16 protein-coding genes are annotated in these 15,011 nt (G+C 70.5%); 8 read left to right on the top strand and 8 right to left on the bottom strand.

Features of this window, described 5'->3' with window-relative positions; all coding sequences use genetic code 11:
* Positions 1 to 42 precede the first annotated feature (42 nt).
* Entirely contained in the window at positions 43 to 408 is a 366-nt protein-coding gene (rplT, locus tag MFF04_RS06405; protein ID WP_238274621.1) for a 50S ribosomal protein L20, read from the bottom strand.
* Positions 409 to 457: 49 nt separating this feature from the next.
* The gene (rpmI, locus tag MFF04_RS06400; RefSeq protein WP_056244427.1) at positions 458 to 661 is read right to left on the bottom strand and encodes a 50S ribosomal protein L35; all 204 of its coding nucleotides are present in this window, start codon (positions 659 to 661) and stop codon (positions 458 to 460) included.
* Positions 662 to 1,066: 405 nt separating this feature from the next.
* Between rpmI and MFF04_RS06395 the strand changes: the two genes are divergently transcribed.
* Together MFF04_RS06395 and MFF04_RS06390 are read left to right on the top strand one after the other, a co-directional pair.
* Positions 1,067 to 2,203, top strand: coding sequence for a glycosyltransferase family 4 protein (locus MFF04_RS06395; protein ID WP_238274620.1), 1,137 nt, complete (start codon positions 1,067 to 1,069; stop codon positions 2,201 to 2,203).
* 168 nt (positions 2,204 to 2,371) lie between these two features.
* Positions 2,372 to 4,705 carry an amylo-alpha-1,6-glucosidase gene (locus MFF04_RS06390; RefSeq protein ID WP_238274619.1) on the top strand — a complete coding sequence of 778 codons (2,334 nt, stop codon included), beginning with the start codon at positions 2,372 to 2,374 and terminating at the stop codon, positions 4,703 to 4,705.
* A gap of 33 nt (positions 4,706 to 4,738) precedes the next feature.
* Here the strand turns inward: MFF04_RS06390 and MFF04_RS06385 are convergent, their stop codons facing one another.
* The 3 genes from MFF04_RS06385 to MFF04_RS06375 all read right to left on the bottom strand — a co-directional run bounded on the left by MFF04_RS06385 (position 4,739) and on the right by MFF04_RS06375 (position 7,568).
* Positions 4,739 to 5,590 carry an FkbM family methyltransferase gene (locus tag MFF04_RS06385; protein WP_238274618.1) on the bottom strand — a complete coding sequence of 284 codons (852 nt, stop codon included), beginning with the start codon at positions 5,588 to 5,590 and terminating at the stop codon, positions 4,739 to 4,741.
* 55 nt (positions 5,591 to 5,645) lie between these two features.
* Complete coding sequence (infC, locus tag MFF04_RS06380; protein ID WP_238274617.1) at positions 5,646 to 6,167, bottom strand: translation initiation factor IF-3; 522 nt, start codon at positions 6,165 to 6,167, stop codon at positions 5,646 to 5,648.
* A gap of 177 nt (positions 6,168 to 6,344) precedes the next feature.
* A complete protein-coding gene (locus MFF04_RS06375; protein ID WP_238274616.1) occupies positions 6,345 to 7,568 on the bottom strand; it encodes a glycosyltransferase in 1,224 nt (407 codons plus the stop codon).
* Positions 7,569 to 7,711: 143 nt separating this feature from the next.
* Between MFF04_RS06375 and MFF04_RS06370 the strand changes: the two genes are divergently transcribed.
* Positions 7,712 to 8,491 carry an alpha/beta hydrolase gene (locus MFF04_RS06370; RefSeq protein ID WP_238274615.1) on the top strand — a complete coding sequence of 260 codons (780 nt, stop codon included), beginning with the start codon at positions 7,712 to 7,714 and terminating at the stop codon, positions 8,489 to 8,491.
* A gap of 31 nt (positions 8,492 to 8,522) precedes the next feature.
* Here MFF04_RS06370 and MFF04_RS06365 read toward each other — a convergent pair whose 3' ends face one another.
* Both MFF04_RS06365 and MFF04_RS06360 read right to left on the bottom strand, forming a co-directional pair.
* Positions 8,523 to 8,798, bottom strand: a complete 276-nt coding sequence (locus tag MFF04_RS06365) for a BQ00720 family protein (protein WP_238274614.1) — start codon at positions 8,796 to 8,798, stop codon at positions 8,523 to 8,525.
* 448 nt (positions 8,799 to 9,246) lie between these two features.
* Entirely contained in the window at positions 9,247 to 9,678 is a 432-nt protein-coding gene (locus tag MFF04_RS06360; protein ID WP_238274613.1) for an Hsp20 family protein, read from the bottom strand.
* A gap of 402 nt (positions 9,679 to 10,080) precedes the next feature.
* On the opposite strand from MFF04_RS06360, the gene MFF04_RS06355 reads away from it, so the two are divergent.
* The 5 genes from MFF04_RS06355 (at position 10,081) to MFF04_RS06335 (ending at position 13,401) form a co-directional block, all read left to right on the top strand.
* Positions 10,081 to 10,548: a Tat pathway signal protein gene (locus MFF04_RS06355; protein ID WP_238274612.1), complete on the top strand. Its 468-nt coding sequence runs from the start codon at positions 10,081 to 10,083 to the stop codon at positions 10,546 to 10,548.
* An 89-nt stretch (positions 10,549 to 10,637) separates the two neighbouring features.
* Positions 10,638 to 11,327: a MotA/TolQ/ExbB proton channel family protein gene (locus MFF04_RS06350; protein ID WP_238274611.1), complete on the top strand. Its 690-nt coding sequence runs from the start codon at positions 10,638 to 10,640 to the stop codon at positions 11,325 to 11,327.
* A 109-nt stretch (positions 11,328 to 11,436) separates the two neighbouring features.
* On the top strand, positions 11,437 to 11,922 hold the full coding sequence (tolR, locus tag MFF04_RS06345) for a protein TolR (protein WP_238274610.1): 486 nt from the start codon (positions 11,437 to 11,439) through the stop codon (positions 11,920 to 11,922).
* A 4-nt stretch (positions 11,923 to 11,926) separates the two neighbouring features.
* The gene (locus MFF04_RS06340; RefSeq protein ID WP_238274609.1) at positions 11,927 to 12,919 is read left to right on the top strand and encodes an energy transducer TonB family protein; all 993 of its coding nucleotides are present in this window, start codon (positions 11,927 to 11,929) and stop codon (positions 12,917 to 12,919) included.
* Between the two features lie 233 nt (positions 12,920 to 13,152).
* Complete coding sequence (locus MFF04_RS06335; RefSeq protein WP_238274608.1) at positions 13,153 to 13,401, top strand: hypothetical protein; 249 nt, start codon at positions 13,153 to 13,155, stop codon at positions 13,399 to 13,401.
* An 18-nt stretch (positions 13,402 to 13,419) separates the two neighbouring features.
* Here MFF04_RS06335 and MFF04_RS06330 read toward each other — a convergent pair whose 3' ends face one another.
* Positions 13,420 to 14,952: a GGDEF domain-containing protein gene (locus MFF04_RS06330; protein ID WP_238274607.1), complete on the bottom strand. Its 1,533-nt coding sequence runs from the start codon at positions 14,950 to 14,952 to the stop codon at positions 13,420 to 13,422.
* Between the last annotated feature and the right edge of the window lie 59 nt (positions 14,953 to 15,011).

The following is a 15,011-nucleotide window of genomic DNA, read 5'->3' as shown; positions in this document are numbered from 1 at the left end:
GCGCCGGACGGGTATCGGCCGACCCTTATCAGGCAGCCTTTCTCAAGCGGCCTTGGGCAGGGCGGACTTCGCCTTCTCGACCACCGCCGCGAAGCTCGCGGGCTCGTGGATGGCGAGCTCGGAGAGCGCCTTGCGGTCGACGACGATGCCGGACTTGGCCAGACCGTCGATGAAGCGCGAGTAGGTGAGGCCGTGCTCGCGGACCGCGGCGTTGAGGCGCTGGATCCAGAGGGCGCGGAAGGTGCGCTTCTTGTTCTTACGGTCGCGGTACGCGTACTGCATGCTCCGCTCGACCGCGGACTTCGCGGCGCGGATGGTGTTCTTGCGGCGGCCGTAGAAGCCCTTGGCTGCCTTGATGACCTTCTTGTGCTTCGCGTGACTCGTCACGCCGCGCTTGACGCGGGCCATGGGATATCTCCTGGAATTCTAGAAAACAGATCGCTTGGGCGAGAGAGACTTACCGCTGGTTCGGCAGGAAGTACTTCTTCACGTTGGCGGCATCGCCCTCGAACAGGGTCGTGGTGCCGCGCAGGTTGCGGATCTGCTTCGTCGTCCGCTTGATCATCCCGTGGCGCTTGCCGGCCTGGGCGTACATCACCTTACCGGTGCCGGTGATCTTGAAGCGCTTCTTGGCGCCCGACTTGGTCTTCAGCTTGGGCATTTGGCTCTCCGCTGCGCGAATGCGGGATCGGCCGGTGGGGCCGGCCCGCTCGCGCCCTGATTGCTTCTGGAGCAGCACGAACCGCCACGGCAGCCCTGATCGGCCGGTCGGTTCGATGCGGGGCGGCTTATGGCAGAAAGTCGAGGCCCCGGCAATGGAGCTTCGCGCGAGGCCGCCCGGACGCGGCCCGCTTCCTGCAACGGCGCCCGACACGCCGGCTTCCGGGGGATCGCGTGGATAGGTCCGACAACTTGGGAAATGCTCTCGACATCCCCCCGTGGCCCGCCCTCACAACTTCGCGCGGCGGTCTGGAACCATAACCTTGGCTGTCCGTTCCGTTCATGTCCCACTCAGGCCGGATCGGGTTAGCTCAACCCCAACATTCGCCCTCACAGGAGACCATTCGTGCGCATTGCCCAGATTGCCCCGCTGTCGGAGGCCGTGCCTCCGAAGTTCTACGGCGGCACCGAGCGCGTCGTGTCCTGGATCACCGAGGAGCTCGTGCGGCAGGGACACGAGGTGACCCTCTTCGCCAGCGGCGACTCGCGGACAACCGCGAACCTCGCGTCCTGCACGCCCGAAGGCCTGCGCCTGCTCGGCTACCGCGACCATACCGCGAGCCATCTCGCGATGCTGCATCACATCCGCCGCCGGGCGCATGAGTTCGACATCATCCACTTCCACATCGACCTGCTGCAGTATCCGCTGTTCGAGGACTTGAACCACAAGTGCCTCACGACAATGCACGGCCGGCTCGACGTGCCGGATTTCATGCCCGTCTACGCGACCTTCACCGGCATGCCGCTCGTGTCGATCTCCGACAACCAGCGCCTGCCGATGCCGAAGAACGTCAACTGGCTCTCGACCATCCATCACGGCCTGCCCGCGGAGAACTGCCCGTACTATCCGGAGGCCAACGGCGGCTACCTCGCCTTCCTCGGCCGCATCTCCCCCGAGAAGCGCCCCGACCGCGCGATCGAGATGGCGATCCGCTCCGGCACGCCGCTCAAGATCGCCGCCAAGGTCGACAAGGCCGATCAGGAGTACTGGGACGAGGTCATCGAGCCGATGACGCACCACCCGCTGGTCGAGTACATCGGCGAGATCAACGAGGACCAGAAGAAGGACTTCCTGGGCAACGCCCTGGCGCTCGCCTTCCCGATCGACTGGCCGGAGCCCTTCGGCCTCGTGATGATCGAGGCGATGTCGGCGGGCACGCCGGTGATCGCCTTCCGCAACGGCTCGGTGCCCGAGGTGATCGCCGACGGCGTCAGCGGCGTGCTCTGCGCGACGATGGACGACGCGGTCGCGGCCGTCAACACCGTCAAGTCCATGAGCCGCGCCGGCGTGCGCCGCCACTTCGAGAGCCAGTTCACCGCCGAGTGCATGGTCAAGAAGTACGTCGCCGCCTACGAGCAGCTCATCGCGAGCCAGCCCGACGTGATCAAGCTGCCGACCGCCGCGGCCTTCGCGCCCCAGTACGGCGACATGAACGGCTCGGCCCGGCCCTCGCTCTCCGCGGCGGCGATGCCGGCGGCCTGAACTTTTCGGGCCCGGCGCGGCGCCTCCGGCCCTTTCCGGGGCCTCGGAAGCGCCTAACTCAGGGTCACAATCAAGACGGCCACAGGGCCGCCGCGTCGCAGATCAGCGATTCGGCGGCCCTATCGATTCGTTGCCGGTCTCGGGATCGGCGAACCGGAGAGGGCAGGCATGGCGGGCAACGAACCCACGGCGACGGCGGCGCGGCACCACGCGGAGGAGCCGGTCGCCCGGCACGGCTTCCAGGACGCCGACGAGGTTCTTCCCCAGTACCATATCGAGGCACAGACCTCCCTGGTGGAGCGCCCCCTGCGCTCACTGAAGTTCGGCGAGGCCTTCGCCGTGCTCGACAGCTACGGCGATATCGGCGTGCTGCCCGGCCCCGAAGGTCTCTACTTCCAGGACACGCGCTACCTCTCGCGCCTGCACTTCACCATCGAGGACCAGCGCCCGCTGCTCCTGTCCTCCGTGATGCAGGACGACAACGGCGCGCTGAGCGTCGACATGACGACGCCCGACATCCGCATCGACGCGCATGACGAGAGCACCATCCCGCGGGAGGTGATCGCCATCGAGCGCACCAAGTTCCTGTTCCGGGGCGCCTGCTACGACCGTATCGGCCTGCGCTCCTACGATTCCCGCGAGCGCACGTTGCGCGTCACCCTCACCTTCGATGCCGATTACCGCGACCTGTTCGAGGTCCGCGGCATGGACCGGCCGGTGCGCGGCAAGCGCAGCGTGCAGGTGGCGAGCGACAAGGAGGTGCAGTTCCGCTACGTCGGCCTCGACGACATGGTGCGGACCACCGCCGTGCACTTCGGCCCGAAGCCCCGGCACATCGAGCCTGGCAAGGCCGAGTTCCAGGTGCACCTCAAGCCCGGCGGCCGCGCCTCGCTCTTCGTGCGCATCGTCTGCGAGTCGCACCGGGCCTTCACCTCGGCGCCCGCCGCCGAGAAGGTCGGCGAGGACGCCGCCGCCGGGCTCGCGGCGGCCTCGGGCAGCAACGCCGCGCGCCTGCCCCGCGACCTGCCGGAGGGCGTCGCCTTCGCCCGCGCCTACCGCGACGCCCGCCGCGACCTGCGCGCGATGACCGCGGGCATCACCACCGTCATCTCCTCGAACGACCAGTTCAACGAGGCCGCCTGCCGGGCGACCGCCGACCTCTACATGCTCGCGAGCCGCACGCCGGAAGGCATCTACCCCTTCGCGGGCATCCCCTGGTACTCCACGGTGTTCGGCCGCGACGGCATCATCACCGCGATGATGGCGCTGTGGATCGACCCGAACTTCGCCAAGGGCGTGTTGCGCTACCTCGCCTCGACCCAGGCCAAGGCCGTCGACCCGGCCGCCGACGCACAGCCCGGCAAGGTGCTCCACGAGACCCGCCGGGGTGAGATGGCGATGCTCGGCGAGGTGCCGTTCCGCCACTACTACGGCACCATCGACGGCACGCCGCTCTTCGTGATGCTGGCCTGGGAGTACTACGCCATCACCGGCGACCGGGAGACCATCGCCCGGATCTGGCCGGCGCTGGAGCTCGCGCTCGCCTGGATGAACGAGTACGGCGACCGGGACGGCGACGGCTTCGTCGAGTACGCCCGCGACACCGACAAGGGCCTCGAGAACCAGGGCTGGAAGGACAGCCACGACTCGATCTTCCACGCCGACGGGCAGCTCGCGAAGGGTCCGATCGCGCTCTGCGAGGTCCAGGGCTACGTCTACGCCGCCAAGAACGGCATGGGAAAGCTCGCCGCGATGCTCGGCCACGACGCGCTCGCCGAGCGTCTCGGCCACGAGGCCCGCAGCCTGCGGGAGAGCTTCGACAAGGCCTTCTGGAACGAGGAGATCGGCACCTACGTGCTGGCCCTCGACGGCGAGAAGCGCCAATGCGCCGTGCGCTCGTCGAACGCGGGCCACGCGCTCTTCACCGGCATCGCCCTGCCCGAGCGGGCGCAGGCGGTGGCGGCGCAGCTCCTCTCGAAGGACGGGTTCAACGGCTGGGGCGTGCGCACCATCGCCAGGGGCGAGGCGCGCTACAACCCGATGTCCTACCACAACGGCTCGATCTGGCCCCACGACAACGCGGTGATCGCCCTCGGCCTCGCCCGCTACGACCTCAAGCCGGAGGCGTCCCGCATCTTCGAAGGTATGTTCGACACCGCCCTCTACCAGGACCAGAAGCGCCTGCCGGAGCTGTTCTGCGGCTTCATGCGCCGCCGCCAGCGCGGTCCGGTCTCCTACCCCGTCGCGTGCAGCCCGCAGGCCTGGGCGGCGGCAGCGCCCTTCGCGTTCCTGGCCGCCTGCCTCGGCCTCGAACTGGACCACGGCCGCAACCGCATCCGCTTCCGCAACCCGACCCTGCCGAACTTCCTCGAGGCGATCTCGATCTTCAACCTGAAGCTCGGCGACAGCCGCGTCGACCTGCGTCTGGAGCGGCACGCCGATGACGTGACGGTGAAGGTGCTGCGCCGGGTCGGCGACGCGCAGGTGGCACTGCTGAAGTAGCTCTTTCGGACGCGCCGCCGGGCGGGCGGGGGCTCAGAGACCGAGCCGCGCCCGCCAGCCGAGGAACCCGCGGGCAGCATCGAGCGACCTGCGCAGCCGCTCGATCCGCTCCGGCGAGCGGGCGGCCAGGAGATCGGTGTTGCAGTGGTGCTCGATCAGGTTGGCGTGAAGGAACTGGTAGACGCCGAGGTCGCGCACGGAGCGCAGCTCCCCGTGGCGCCAGATGTGCAGCTCCGGGAAGCGGTCGAGCAGCCATTCGAGGAAGCGCCGGGGGCTGCGGTCAAAGGAGGCGATCTGGCACCAGGAGTTGAACTCCAGCATCACCAGCGGCGCGAAGCGGTCGAGGGTCGCCGCGGCGCCGGTCAGCGCATCCTGCTCGAAACCCTCCACGTCGATCTTGATGAAGTCGAGCCGTTCCAGCCCCTGCTCGGCGACGATGCCGTCGATGGGCCGCATCGGCACCGCGATGCTGGGAGATCCCGCCATGTCGGCGCCCGTGACCACGTAGCCGAAGACGGAGTTGTCGAAGAAGGGCACGCTCCCCTCCTCCGCGCCGACCGCGCAGTGGATCGGCCGGATCGCCGAGGCGCCCTGCTCGGAGACGTTGCGGCGGAGCGCCGCGAAGTTCCTGGGCGCCGCCTCGATGGCGTAGACGCGGCCCCGGGTCGCGACGTCGGCGGCGAGCAGCGCCGTCAGGCCGATATTGGCGCCGACATCGAGGACCACGGAATCAGGATCGAGCACCGCGGCGGCGAGCTGCCGGAAATGCCGGAAGCCCCGCCCTCCGTCCCGGTAGCGGGACAGCATCCAGTCGCCGGCCGGCGCGTGGATCAGCCGCCTGCGCCCGCCGAGGCGGACGCGGCGGGAAAGAAAGGCTTCGGTCAAGACTTCGCCTGCGAGGCCGTCCCGCGGGAATGAGGCAAGGATCGGGATCCCCGCGTCAGCGCGGCGCGAGGATCATGATCATCTGGCGGCCTTCGAGCATCGGCTCGCTCTCGACCTTGGCGAGATCGATGGTCTCGCTCTTCACGCGCTCAAGGAGCTTCAGGCCGAGATCCTGGTGTGCCATCTCGCGGCCGCGGAAGCGCAGGGTCACCTTGACCTTGTCGCCCTCCTCGAAGAAGCGATGCATGGCCTTCATCTTCACGTCGTAGTCGTGCTTGTCGATGCCGGGCCGGAGCTTGATCTCCTTGACCTCGACCGTCTTCTGCCGCTTGCGGGCCTCGTTCTGCTTCTTCTGCTCGAGGAAGCGGAAGCGGCCGTAGTCGAGGAACTTGCAGACGGGCGGCACCGAGTTCGGCGCGATCTCGACGAGATCGAGCCCGACCTCCTCGGCCATCTGAAGGGCGTCGAAGAACGGCACCACTCCGCGGTTTTGGCCGGTCTCGTCGATGAGCTGGACCTCGCGGACGCCGCGGATGTCCCGGTTGGCGCGCGGCCCGTCCTTCTGCGGGGCCGGCATGGCTCTCATTGGTCTACGAATGGCAGCGATCTCCTTATGAAACGACGAAACGGCAGCCACTGACACCCTCGCGGGCGCCCTGGCCACCGATCGGTCCGGTCTTTCCCGGACACGACACCTTGTCCGAACCCGTCGCGGTGTCAACGGGCGCGGCCCCGTTTGGTTCAGGGCGCACGCTCATGCGCCTCCGGGAAGCGCTCCCGAGCCCGCGAGGAGGCGGGCGTAGACGTCGAGCGTGTCGGCCGTCATGCGCTCGAGGGAGAAATGGGCGGCGACATGCTCGCGGGAGCGCCGGGCGAGCCCGTCCCGCGCGCTCGCGCCCATCGCCAGCGCCTCTTCCAGGGCCTCGGCCAGGGCGACCGGATCGCCCGCGGGCACCCGCCAGCCGGTGCGCTGCGAGGCCGGCACGGCGGGCGGGCTGAGCACCGTCTCCGGCACGGCGCCGAGGTCCGAGACCACCACCGGCGCGCCGAGGGCCTGCGCCTCGACCGCCGCGCGCCCGAAGGCCTCCGGCTCGACGGACGGCACCGCGACGACGGAGGCCGCGCGGAAGGCCGCCGGCATGTCCGTGCAGTGCCCGACCCGGCGCACGATCCCCTCCAGTCCGCGGGCAGCGACGAGGTTGTCGAGCTCCCGCTCGTAGCTTGTGCGCCCCTGGGCGTCGCCGGCGAGCACCACGCAGAAATCTGCAACGCCGGCGTCCCGCATCCGGGCGGCCGCCTCGATCAGCACCCGCTGGCCCTTCCAGGCTGTGAGCCGGGCGGCGAGCAGGACCACGCGCTCGTGAGGCTGCACGCCCCAGGCCCGGCGCAGGGCCTCGACCCGCCCTGGTGCGACCGCGTTGGGGCTGAAGGCGGAAAGGTCGGTGCCGCGATGGATGACCTGCACCCGGTCGCCCGCCTGCTCGGCATGGAACGAGCGGATCAGCGCGGCGGTATAGTGGGAGTTGGCGATGACCACGTCCCCGCGGGCCATCACCGAGTTGTAGAGCACCTTCACCCCGGTGCGGCCGGAGTAGCTGCCGTGATAGGTCGTCACGAAGGGCACGCGCAGGCGCCGCGCCGCCGCCAGCGCCACCCAGGCGGGGGCCCGCGAGCGGGCGTGGATGATCTGCACCCCCTCGCGCCGGCACAGCCGCACCAGCCGGGCGACGTTGACGGCCATGGCGAGCGGGTTCTTCGAGGCCGCCGGGAAGGGCAGCCAGACGCCGCCCTTCGCCTGAAGCTCGCCGACGAGGCGGCCGCCCTCGCTCGCGACCAGCGGCTTGGCGCCCGCCGCGGCGAGCGCGGCGGCGATGTCGACGGTGGTGCGCTCCGCCCCGCCCGCGTCGAGCTCCGGGATGATCTGGAGGATGCGCGCGCCGGCAAGCGGACCGGGCTCGGAGGGGAAGCCTCCGTTCATCGGACGGGCCGGCGGGCGGCCTGCGGCCTGGGCGGAAACGGGTTCATCGGGCAAGGATCGGGCGAGCGCTTTACGGTCTGGTAAACGAAGCGTCTGCGGAAAACGGGCACGAACCCGATCCGGACGCGGGAGATGAGGGATCGATGGCGGACGAGGATAGGATTCCGACCCGGTTCATCCGGGTCTCCGACGAGAGCGGCAGCCGCCGCATCGCCGTGAAGGTACGCGACGGCGCGGGGCCGCCGGTGGTCTGGCTCGGCGGATTCCGCTCCGACATGGGCGCGACCAAGGCGCGGGCGGTCGACGCCTGGGCCGAGCGCGCCGGACGGCGGCTGGTGCGCTTCGACTACAGCGGGCACGGCGCCTCGGAAGGCGCGTTCGCCGCATCCACGATATCCACATGGCTCGCGGACGCCGAGGCCGTCCTCGACGCCCACGCGGCCGAGCGTCCGGTGCTGATCGGCTCCTCGATGGGCGGCTGGATCGCCTGCCTCGCCGCCCGCGCCCGGCTGACGCGTGGGCAGCCTCCGGCGGCCGGCCTGGTGCTGATCGCCCCGGCCCTCGACTTCACCGAGGACCTGATGTGGGACATGTTCCCGGACGAGATCCGCGAGCGGCTGCTGCGGGACGGCGTCTGGATGCGTCAGAGCGCCTACGCGCCCGAGCCCGACCCAGTGAGCATGCGCCTGATCGAGGACGGGCGCCGCCACCGCCTGCTCACCGGGCCTCTCGACCTGCGCTGCCCGGTGCACATCCTCCAGGGGATGCGCGACCCGGACGTGCCCCATCCCCACGCCTTCAAGCTCCTCGACCGGCTTCCGACCGAGGGGACGGTGATGACGCTGATCGCGGATGGCGACCACCGCCTGTCCCGGCCGCAGGACATCGCGCGGCTGATCGGGGCGGTGGCGGAGATGGGCTGAGGCCGAGGCGCGTCGCGCCCCGGCCGCGGGCTCAGTGCAGGCTGACCGTGTGCAGGTCGTTGGCCATGGCGCCGGCCACCGCCGTGTCGCGGGAATCCGCCAGCAGGATCGGCGTGCCGTTCGCCGAGAGCAGGGCGAAGAGGTCGAGGCCGGGGCTCAGGTCCGGCGCCTGCGGGAAGAAGCGCTTCACATCCTCCGAGCGCATCGCCTTCACGTAGGCGACGTGGCCCTCGCCGAGGGCGGCAAGGTCGGTCGGAGTGAAGGTCGGCGCGGCGCCGAGGGTCTTCGTGTTGGTCTCGCTGATCATGTCGTGCCCTCCTTCAAAGGCAGAGCCGGGAGGCTGGGGCCCTCGTGTCGACGAGCCGCGGCCGGGGTGAAACCCGAGAGCTTCGAGGGAGAGATATGTAGCCCGCCCACCGATGCAAAGGCGTCGGCGGAAAATAGAATCCCCGCCTCCGAGGGCGGGGATTCGCGGAGGCCGCCGGCCTTCCGGCAGGCTTTCAGGCCGCGCGCATCGTGACGAGACAGTGCCTGCACTTCGGCTGAGAGGTGCTCGGGCCGGCACGAGAGCTTGGAAAAGCCGAGATCATGCACGCGAAGAGGACGATCCTCTTGATGCCCGTCGTGAGCGAGCTCATCGCGTCGACAGCATACCTCTTCGCGTCCCGGACATGGCCGACGGCTCCGTCCGGAGCGCGCGCGGTCCTGCCGGCCAACGCCTTCCCGTCGACGGCAACGACCGCAGAGGCTTTCCGTCACTCGTCGCGGGCGAGGATCGCGATCTTGCGCACCACGCGCTCGGGCTCGGGCCGCACGAGGTCGATGGAGAGGAGACCGTTCGAAAGATCGGCCCCCAGGACCTCCATGCCGTCGGCGAGCAGGAAGGCCCGCTGGAACTGCCGCGCGGCGATGCCGCGATGCAGGAAGTGGCGTTCCCGGTCGTCGACCTGCCGGCCGCGCACCACGAGCTGGCTCTCCTCCAGCATCACGTCGAGCTGGTCACGCGTGAAGCCCGCGACAGCGAGCGTGATGCGCATCCGGTCCGGCTGCTGTTCGGTCCGGGGCAGGCGCTCGATGTTGTAGGGCGGGTAGCCGTCGTTCGCGGCCTTGGACACGCGGTCCAGCGCCTGCTCGATCTCGTCGAAGCCGAGCAGGAAAGGATGCCCGAACGGGGATGGGCGCGTCATGGGCGATTCCGTTCCTCGCGAAGCCCTCGGCGAGCCGAAGCGGCACTTCTCGTGGTTTGGGCCCGCTCGCGCAGCACCCGCGCCGGTCCATCGGCCGACGGGTTCGATATGGGCGCCGCAGCCCGCTCATCAAGGCCTGGAAAACTGCGGTCAACGGGATGATGCGGCAGTTATGGATGGGATGATTGAGCAACTTAGCAGCGCGGCCGCTCGCGCGTAACAGTTTGGAATCGCTCTGAAATTGTAGCGGCGGGTTGATCCTCCCCCCTCGACTCGGCTATCGCCCCGCACCATGGGATCGAGGACGCCGAGGATCGCCATGCCGCCAAGGCGGCGGGCGCGCTCGGCTTTTGGCCCGTGGAGCGCCGGTAGGCCCGGCCACGCGAGTTCGAGAGGAACCCGATGACGAAGGCGGATGGGATCGGCAGCCCCGCACGGCGCGCCTCGAGGGCCGCCGGAAGGCTCGCCCTGGCAGCGCTCCTCTCCGCCCCCGCCGTGCTCCCGGCCCTCGCGCAGGACGCCAAGACACCGATCAAGCTGCAGCTCAACCGGCTGGAGCCGGCGGGCGAGGCCTGCCGCACGTACCTCCTCGTCGACAACCGTGGCCCGGCCCTGAAGTCGCTCAAGGTCGACGTCTTCGCCTTCGACGGCGAGGGCGTCGCCCAGAAGCGGCTGGCGGTGGAACTCGGCCCGGTGGCCGAGCGCAAGACGGTGGTGAAGCTCTTCGACTTCGCCGGCATGGCCTGCCCGAAGATCGGCCGCCTGCTGCTCAACGACGTGCTCGCCTGCGAGGGCGGCGACGCCAGCCGCGAGAGCTGCCTGGAGCGCATCGAGACCGAGACCAAGGCGAGCGTGCCCTTCGACCGCTGAGGCGGCCTCCCACCCGGCCGGCAACCCGCTCGGCCGGAGCGGCCCCCGGGTCGCGCAGCCAACCCCGATAGCCCTCCGAGGAACCCCCCATGGATCCGATCAGCGCCCCGGCCGGTGCCGTCCACGACCTCTCGTTCCTCGGCCTGTTCCTCCAGGCCGATCCGATCGTGAAGGGCGTGATGATCCTTCTGGTCGTCGCCTCCATCGCCTGCTGGACGGTCGTGTTCGAGAAGGTGGTGCGCCTCGCCAAGGCCAAGCGGCAGGCCAAGGCCTTCGAGGCCCTGGTGCGCTCGGGCGGCTCCCTCGATGGGAAGGGCACCGGCATCTCCGCCCACGTCGTCGCGGCCGGGCTCGACGCTTGGCGCGACCAGGACCCGACCGAGACCCGGGCCGAGCGCCGCGAGCGCATCGAGCGGGCGATGCGCGGGGCGCTGGGCCTTGAGGTGAAGCGGCTCAAGGGCGGCCTCAACCTGCTCGCCACCTCCGGCTCGACGGCCCCGTTCGTCGGCCTGTTCGGCACGGTCTGGGGCATCATGAACTCGTTCTCGTCGATCGCGAAGAGCCAGGACACCTCCCTCGCCGTGGTGGCCCCGGGCATCGCAGAGGCGCTGTTCGCCACCGCCATCGGCCTCGTCGTCGCGATCCCGGCGGTGATGGCCTACAACAAGCTTACCAGCGACGTCGGCCGCATCCAGAGCGCCTTCACCGCCTGCATCGCGGTCCTCGGGAACCGGCTCGCCCGCGAGCGCAGCCTCCAGAGCCGCGCCGCCGCCGAGTAGGCGCGACTCCGAACGAACGACGACCGCCGGGGCTCCGCTCCGGCCTTTCCGAAGCTGAAGGACCTGCGGGCGCGCACCGGCGCCGCCCGGCTCCCCCGGAGGGCGAACGATGGCGATGAGCTCGATCCGCTCCGGCGGCGACGAGGACGAGGACGGGCTCGACACCGCCCCGATGTCCGAGATCAACGTCACGCCGATGGTCGACGTGATGCTGGTGCTGCTGATCATCTTCATGGTCGCCGCGCCGCTGATGACGACGGGCGTGCCCGTCCAGCTTCCGAAGACCGCCGCGGCGAAGGTCGGCCAGGCCAAGAAGCCCCTCGAGGTGACGATCGACAAGGACGGCCAGCCCTCGATCGCCAAGGAGATCTTCACCCCCGAGACGCTCACCCCGCGCCTGCGCGAGATCGCCGCCGAGGACCCGAGCCAGGTCGTGCTCGTGCGCGGGGACCGGGACGTGCCCTACGGTCGGATCATGGAGGTGATGGGCCTCGTCGGGCAGGCGGGCTTCTCCAAGGTCTCGCTCATCGCCCAGTCTCCCGGCGGGCCGGCGCCCTCCGCCGCCCCTGCCCCCGCCGCGGGAGCGCCGCGCTGATCCCATGAGCACCGCCGTCACGACCGGCGGCCCGCGCCAACCGGCCGGGCTCGCCGCCGCTTTCCTCGTCGCGCTGTCGCTGCACCTCGCCGCGCTCCTGGCGATCGCCTACCTGCGCCTCAGCCCGCCGCAGCCGCCGGGCGAGAACACCGTCTCCGTCGACCTCGCGCCGCAGATGGCGGAAGCCGACACCGTTGCTCCCAGCCAGACGGCTGACACGACGCCGGCGCCGCTGGAGACGCCGACCGAGCTGCCCCCCGAGATGGAGCAGGTGAAGCCGCCCGAGGCGACGACCCAGGTCATGCCGGAGGAGACCGTTCCCGAGAAGTCGCCGGAGGTCGCCGAGATCCGCCCGCCGGACGCGCCGCCCGTCGAGCCGGACAGCCAGGTCATCACCTCGACGGCCCCCGAGGCCGAGCCGCTGGCGCCGCCTCCCCCGGTCGCCGCCAAGGAGCCGGAGAAGAAGATCGAGAAGCCGAAGCCCGACCTCGCCAAGCTCGAGAAGCTCAAGGCCGAGCGCGAGGCCAGGCGCCGCGAGGAGATCCGCGAGCGCATGGAGGAGAAGCGCGAGGAGCAGCGCCGCGAGGCCCGCGCCAAGGCGGCCCGGGAGGCCCGCGCCCGCGCGGCCGCCGAGAGCCAGGGCAACGCGGCCCGCAACTCCGCCTCGACCTCCCGCCGGGCCGGAACCGGTGAGGCAGCGAGCGGCAACGACGCCAACGCGCTCGCCCAGTGGAAGGGCATGCTGTCCTCCGCGATCCGCGGGCGCATGAACCGCAACGCGGCCGCCGGCACCTCGGGCGGCGTCGCCACGGTGCGCTTCACGGTCACGCGGGGGGGTCAGGTGACGAGCGCGGGGCTTGCCGGCAGCAGCGGCGTCGGCGCCATCGACAGCGCGGCGCTCGCGGCCGTGCGCGGCAGCCTGCCGCCGGCGCCCGCCGGAATCACCCTGCCGAGCCTGTCGGTGACGGTGCCGATGCGCTTCAGCCCCGGCGGCTGAGCCCGCGGCGGCCGTTATCCCCGCCGAACTCGGCCGCTCGGAGCCTGGAATTGGCCAAGGCTCGGGCCCACATGCTAGGTCACACGAAGAGCAGCCTGCTTCGCGGGCCGTACCGCCCGAGTCCCTCGGGCAGCGGTGGCCCCCCTCCATCGGAGCACGGTCAGCCCAGAGACGCGAGCGATGCCGCAGGGCCCGTGCCCGCACGGGCGAGCGCGCACGCGGGAAGGACAGAAATGAGCCAGGACAACGACGCCCAGATCCGGGCCGCCGAGCGTGCCGAGCGCGCCGAGCGGATGGCCAAGGAGGGCGCTCAGGCCATGGCCGAGCACCTCGCGTCGATCAAGGCCGTCGACGAGCGCACCGTCCGCCTGCGGGCCCTGCGCCTCGCCAAGGAAGCCGCCGACGCCGAGCAGGCCGCCGCCGAGAAGGCCGCCGCCGCGACCGCCCCGAAGAAGCGCAAGCGCACCACCAGCGCCGTCTGATCCCCGGCGCTCCCGTCCTCAGGCGCGCAGCACGGCCACGGCCTCCTCGACCGGGGCCTGATGCACCCGGACCCGGTTGCGGCCGGCGTGCTTGGCCTCGTAGAGGGCCTCGTCCGCCCGCCGGAACAGCATCGACGGCTCGTCCTCGGCGCTCGGGACGATGTGGGCGACGCCGATGCTGATGGTCGAGACGCCGCCGACCTCAGGGGCGTGGGCGATCTGGAGATCGACCACCGACCGCCGGATCCGCTCGGCGATCGCCTTCGCCTCCGGCGCGTCGACGCCCGGCAGGATCACCGCGAACTCCTCGCCGCCGATCCGGCAGGGGAAGGCATCGCGCGGATCGACGGACATCTTCAGGCAATCGGCGATGGCGCGCAGCACCTCGTCGCCCCGCGGATGGCCGAAATGGTCGTTGAAGCGCTTGAAGTGGTCGGTGTCGAGCACGAGCAGCGAGAGATGCGCGCCAGTGCGCGCGGCACGGCGCCATTCCGCCGCCAGGAGCTCGTCGTAGCGGCGCCGGTTCGACAGTCCGGTGAGGCCGTCGGTCCGCGCCTGCGACGCCAGCTCCGCATTGGCCTTGGACGAGAGCTTCTCGGCCGCCGCCCGCCTGACCACCTCCCGCTGGAGAAGGAACGTCAGGCCGAGGGTGACGACGGCGAGGCCGAAGACCAGGGCGCCGACCATCATCGCCTTCGGCCGCCAGAGCGCGTTGATGCTGTCGACGCCGACCGCAACGTCGAGGATCAGCGGCGCCCCGTCGACATGGGCGAACGCGTAGAGCCGAGCATTGCCGTCGACCGCCGATCGTCCCACGAACATGCCCCGGCGCGACTGCTGGAACTGCCGGTAGGTCTCGCCCTTGGCGATGCTGCGGCCAACATTCGCGCCGATGAAAGGCTGCCGCACGAGGAGCGTGCCGTCGCTGTGGAACAGGTTGACGGCGCTGCCCTCCGAGATGTGCAGCCGGTCGAAGCGCTGCTGCAGGTAGGTGAGATGGATGGCGCCGAGCGCGATGCCGGCGAAGGTTCCGTCGCTGGTCGCGAGCCGGCGGCTCAGACCGATCACCGGCCGTCCGCTCGCCCGCGAGTTGCGCGGGTGGGAAATGTAGAGGCCTGCGTCGGCATGATCGCGATGGACGGCGAAATCGTGCAGATCGCCGACCGACAGGCCGGGTGATACCCTGGTATCGGAGGCGACCTCGACGCGCCCGGACGCGTCCGTCACCATGATCGTGCCGAGGCCGGTCGCCGTCGCGGCCCGATCGAACAGGGCCGAGCGCAGGCTGTCGGCGCCGAGGCTGTTGAAGGCGCCGGTCCGCGCCTGCTCGGCCACGGCGCGCAGCGAGAGGTCGTAGATCTCGATGTCGCGGGCGACCATCTGCTCCATGAGGCCGAGCAGGTTAGTGGTGTTGATCTTCGCCTGCCGCCAGGCGGTGTCGTGAAGGTCCTTGATCAGGTAGGCGCCGAGGAACGTGAGCCCCACGGTCACGCTGAGGCCGAGACAGGCGATCAGGCGGGAGGCCCGGTCACGCAGATGCGTGCGGAGCATCGCCGGAAAGCGTCGGAAGACAGCCGGGACAGCGAATCGCTTCATCCGCGAAGGATCGC

This window comes from Methylobacterium jeotgali, from assembly GCF_022179345.1.
Taxonomy (GTDB): Bacteria; Pseudomonadota; Alphaproteobacteria; order Rhizobiales; family Beijerinckiaceae; genus Methylobacterium; species Methylobacterium jeotgali.
Note: the sequence above shows the minus strand (reverse complement) of the source record. Positions and strands in the feature narration are given on the sequence as shown.

Bases quoted from the DNA above. Each gene is read 5' to 3' on its own strand.
- MFF04_RS06365 (WP_238274614.1), bottom strand. From the start codon at position 8,798: ATGATCAGCGAGACCAACACGAAGACCCTCGGCGCCGCGCCGACCTTC.
- infC (WP_238274617.1), bottom strand. From the start codon at position 6,167: ATGCCGGCCCCGCAGAAGGACGGGCCGCGCGCCAACCGGGACATCCGC.
- tolR (WP_238274610.1), top strand. From the start codon at position 11,437: ATGGCGATGAGCTCGATCCGCTCCGGCGGCGACGAGGACGAGGACGGG.
- rpmI (WP_056244427.1), bottom strand. From the start codon at position 661: ATGCCCAAGCTGAAGACCAAGTCGGGCGCCAAGAAGCGCTTCAAGATC.
- MFF04_RS06335 (WP_238274608.1), top strand. From the start codon at position 13,153: ATGAGCCAGGACAACGACGCCCAGATCCGGGCCGCCGAGCGTGCCGAG.
- MFF04_RS06390 (WP_238274619.1), top strand. From the start codon at position 2,372: ATGGCGGGCAACGAACCCACGGCGACGGCGGCGCGGCACCACGCGGAG.
- MFF04_RS06375 (WP_238274616.1), bottom strand. From the start codon at position 7,568: ATGAACGGAGGCTTCCCCTCCGAGCCCGGTCCGCTTGCCGGCGCGCGC.
- MFF04_RS06355 (WP_238274612.1), top strand. From the start codon at position 10,081: ATGACGAAGGCGGATGGGATCGGCAGCCCCGCACGGCGCGCCTCGAGG.
- MFF04_RS06370 (WP_238274615.1), top strand. From the start codon at position 7,712: ATGGCGGACGAGGATAGGATTCCGACCCGGTTCATCCGGGTCTCCGAC.
- rplT (WP_238274621.1), bottom strand. From the start codon at position 408: ATGGCCCGCGTCAAGCGCGGCGTGACGAGTCACGCGAAGCACAAGAAG.
- MFF04_RS06330 (WP_238274607.1), bottom strand. From the start codon at position 14,952: ATGCTCCGCACGCATCTGCGTGACCGGGCCTCCCGCCTGATCGCCTGT.
- MFF04_RS06360 (WP_238274613.1), bottom strand. From the start codon at position 9,678: ATGACGCGCCCATCCCCGTTCGGGCATCCTTTCCTGCTCGGCTTCGAC.
- MFF04_RS06350 (WP_238274611.1), top strand. From the start codon at position 10,638: ATGGATCCGATCAGCGCCCCGGCCGGTGCCGTCCACGACCTCTCGTTC.
- MFF04_RS06340 (WP_238274609.1), top strand. From the start codon at position 11,927: ATGAGCACCGCCGTCACGACCGGCGGCCCGCGCCAACCGGCCGGGCTC.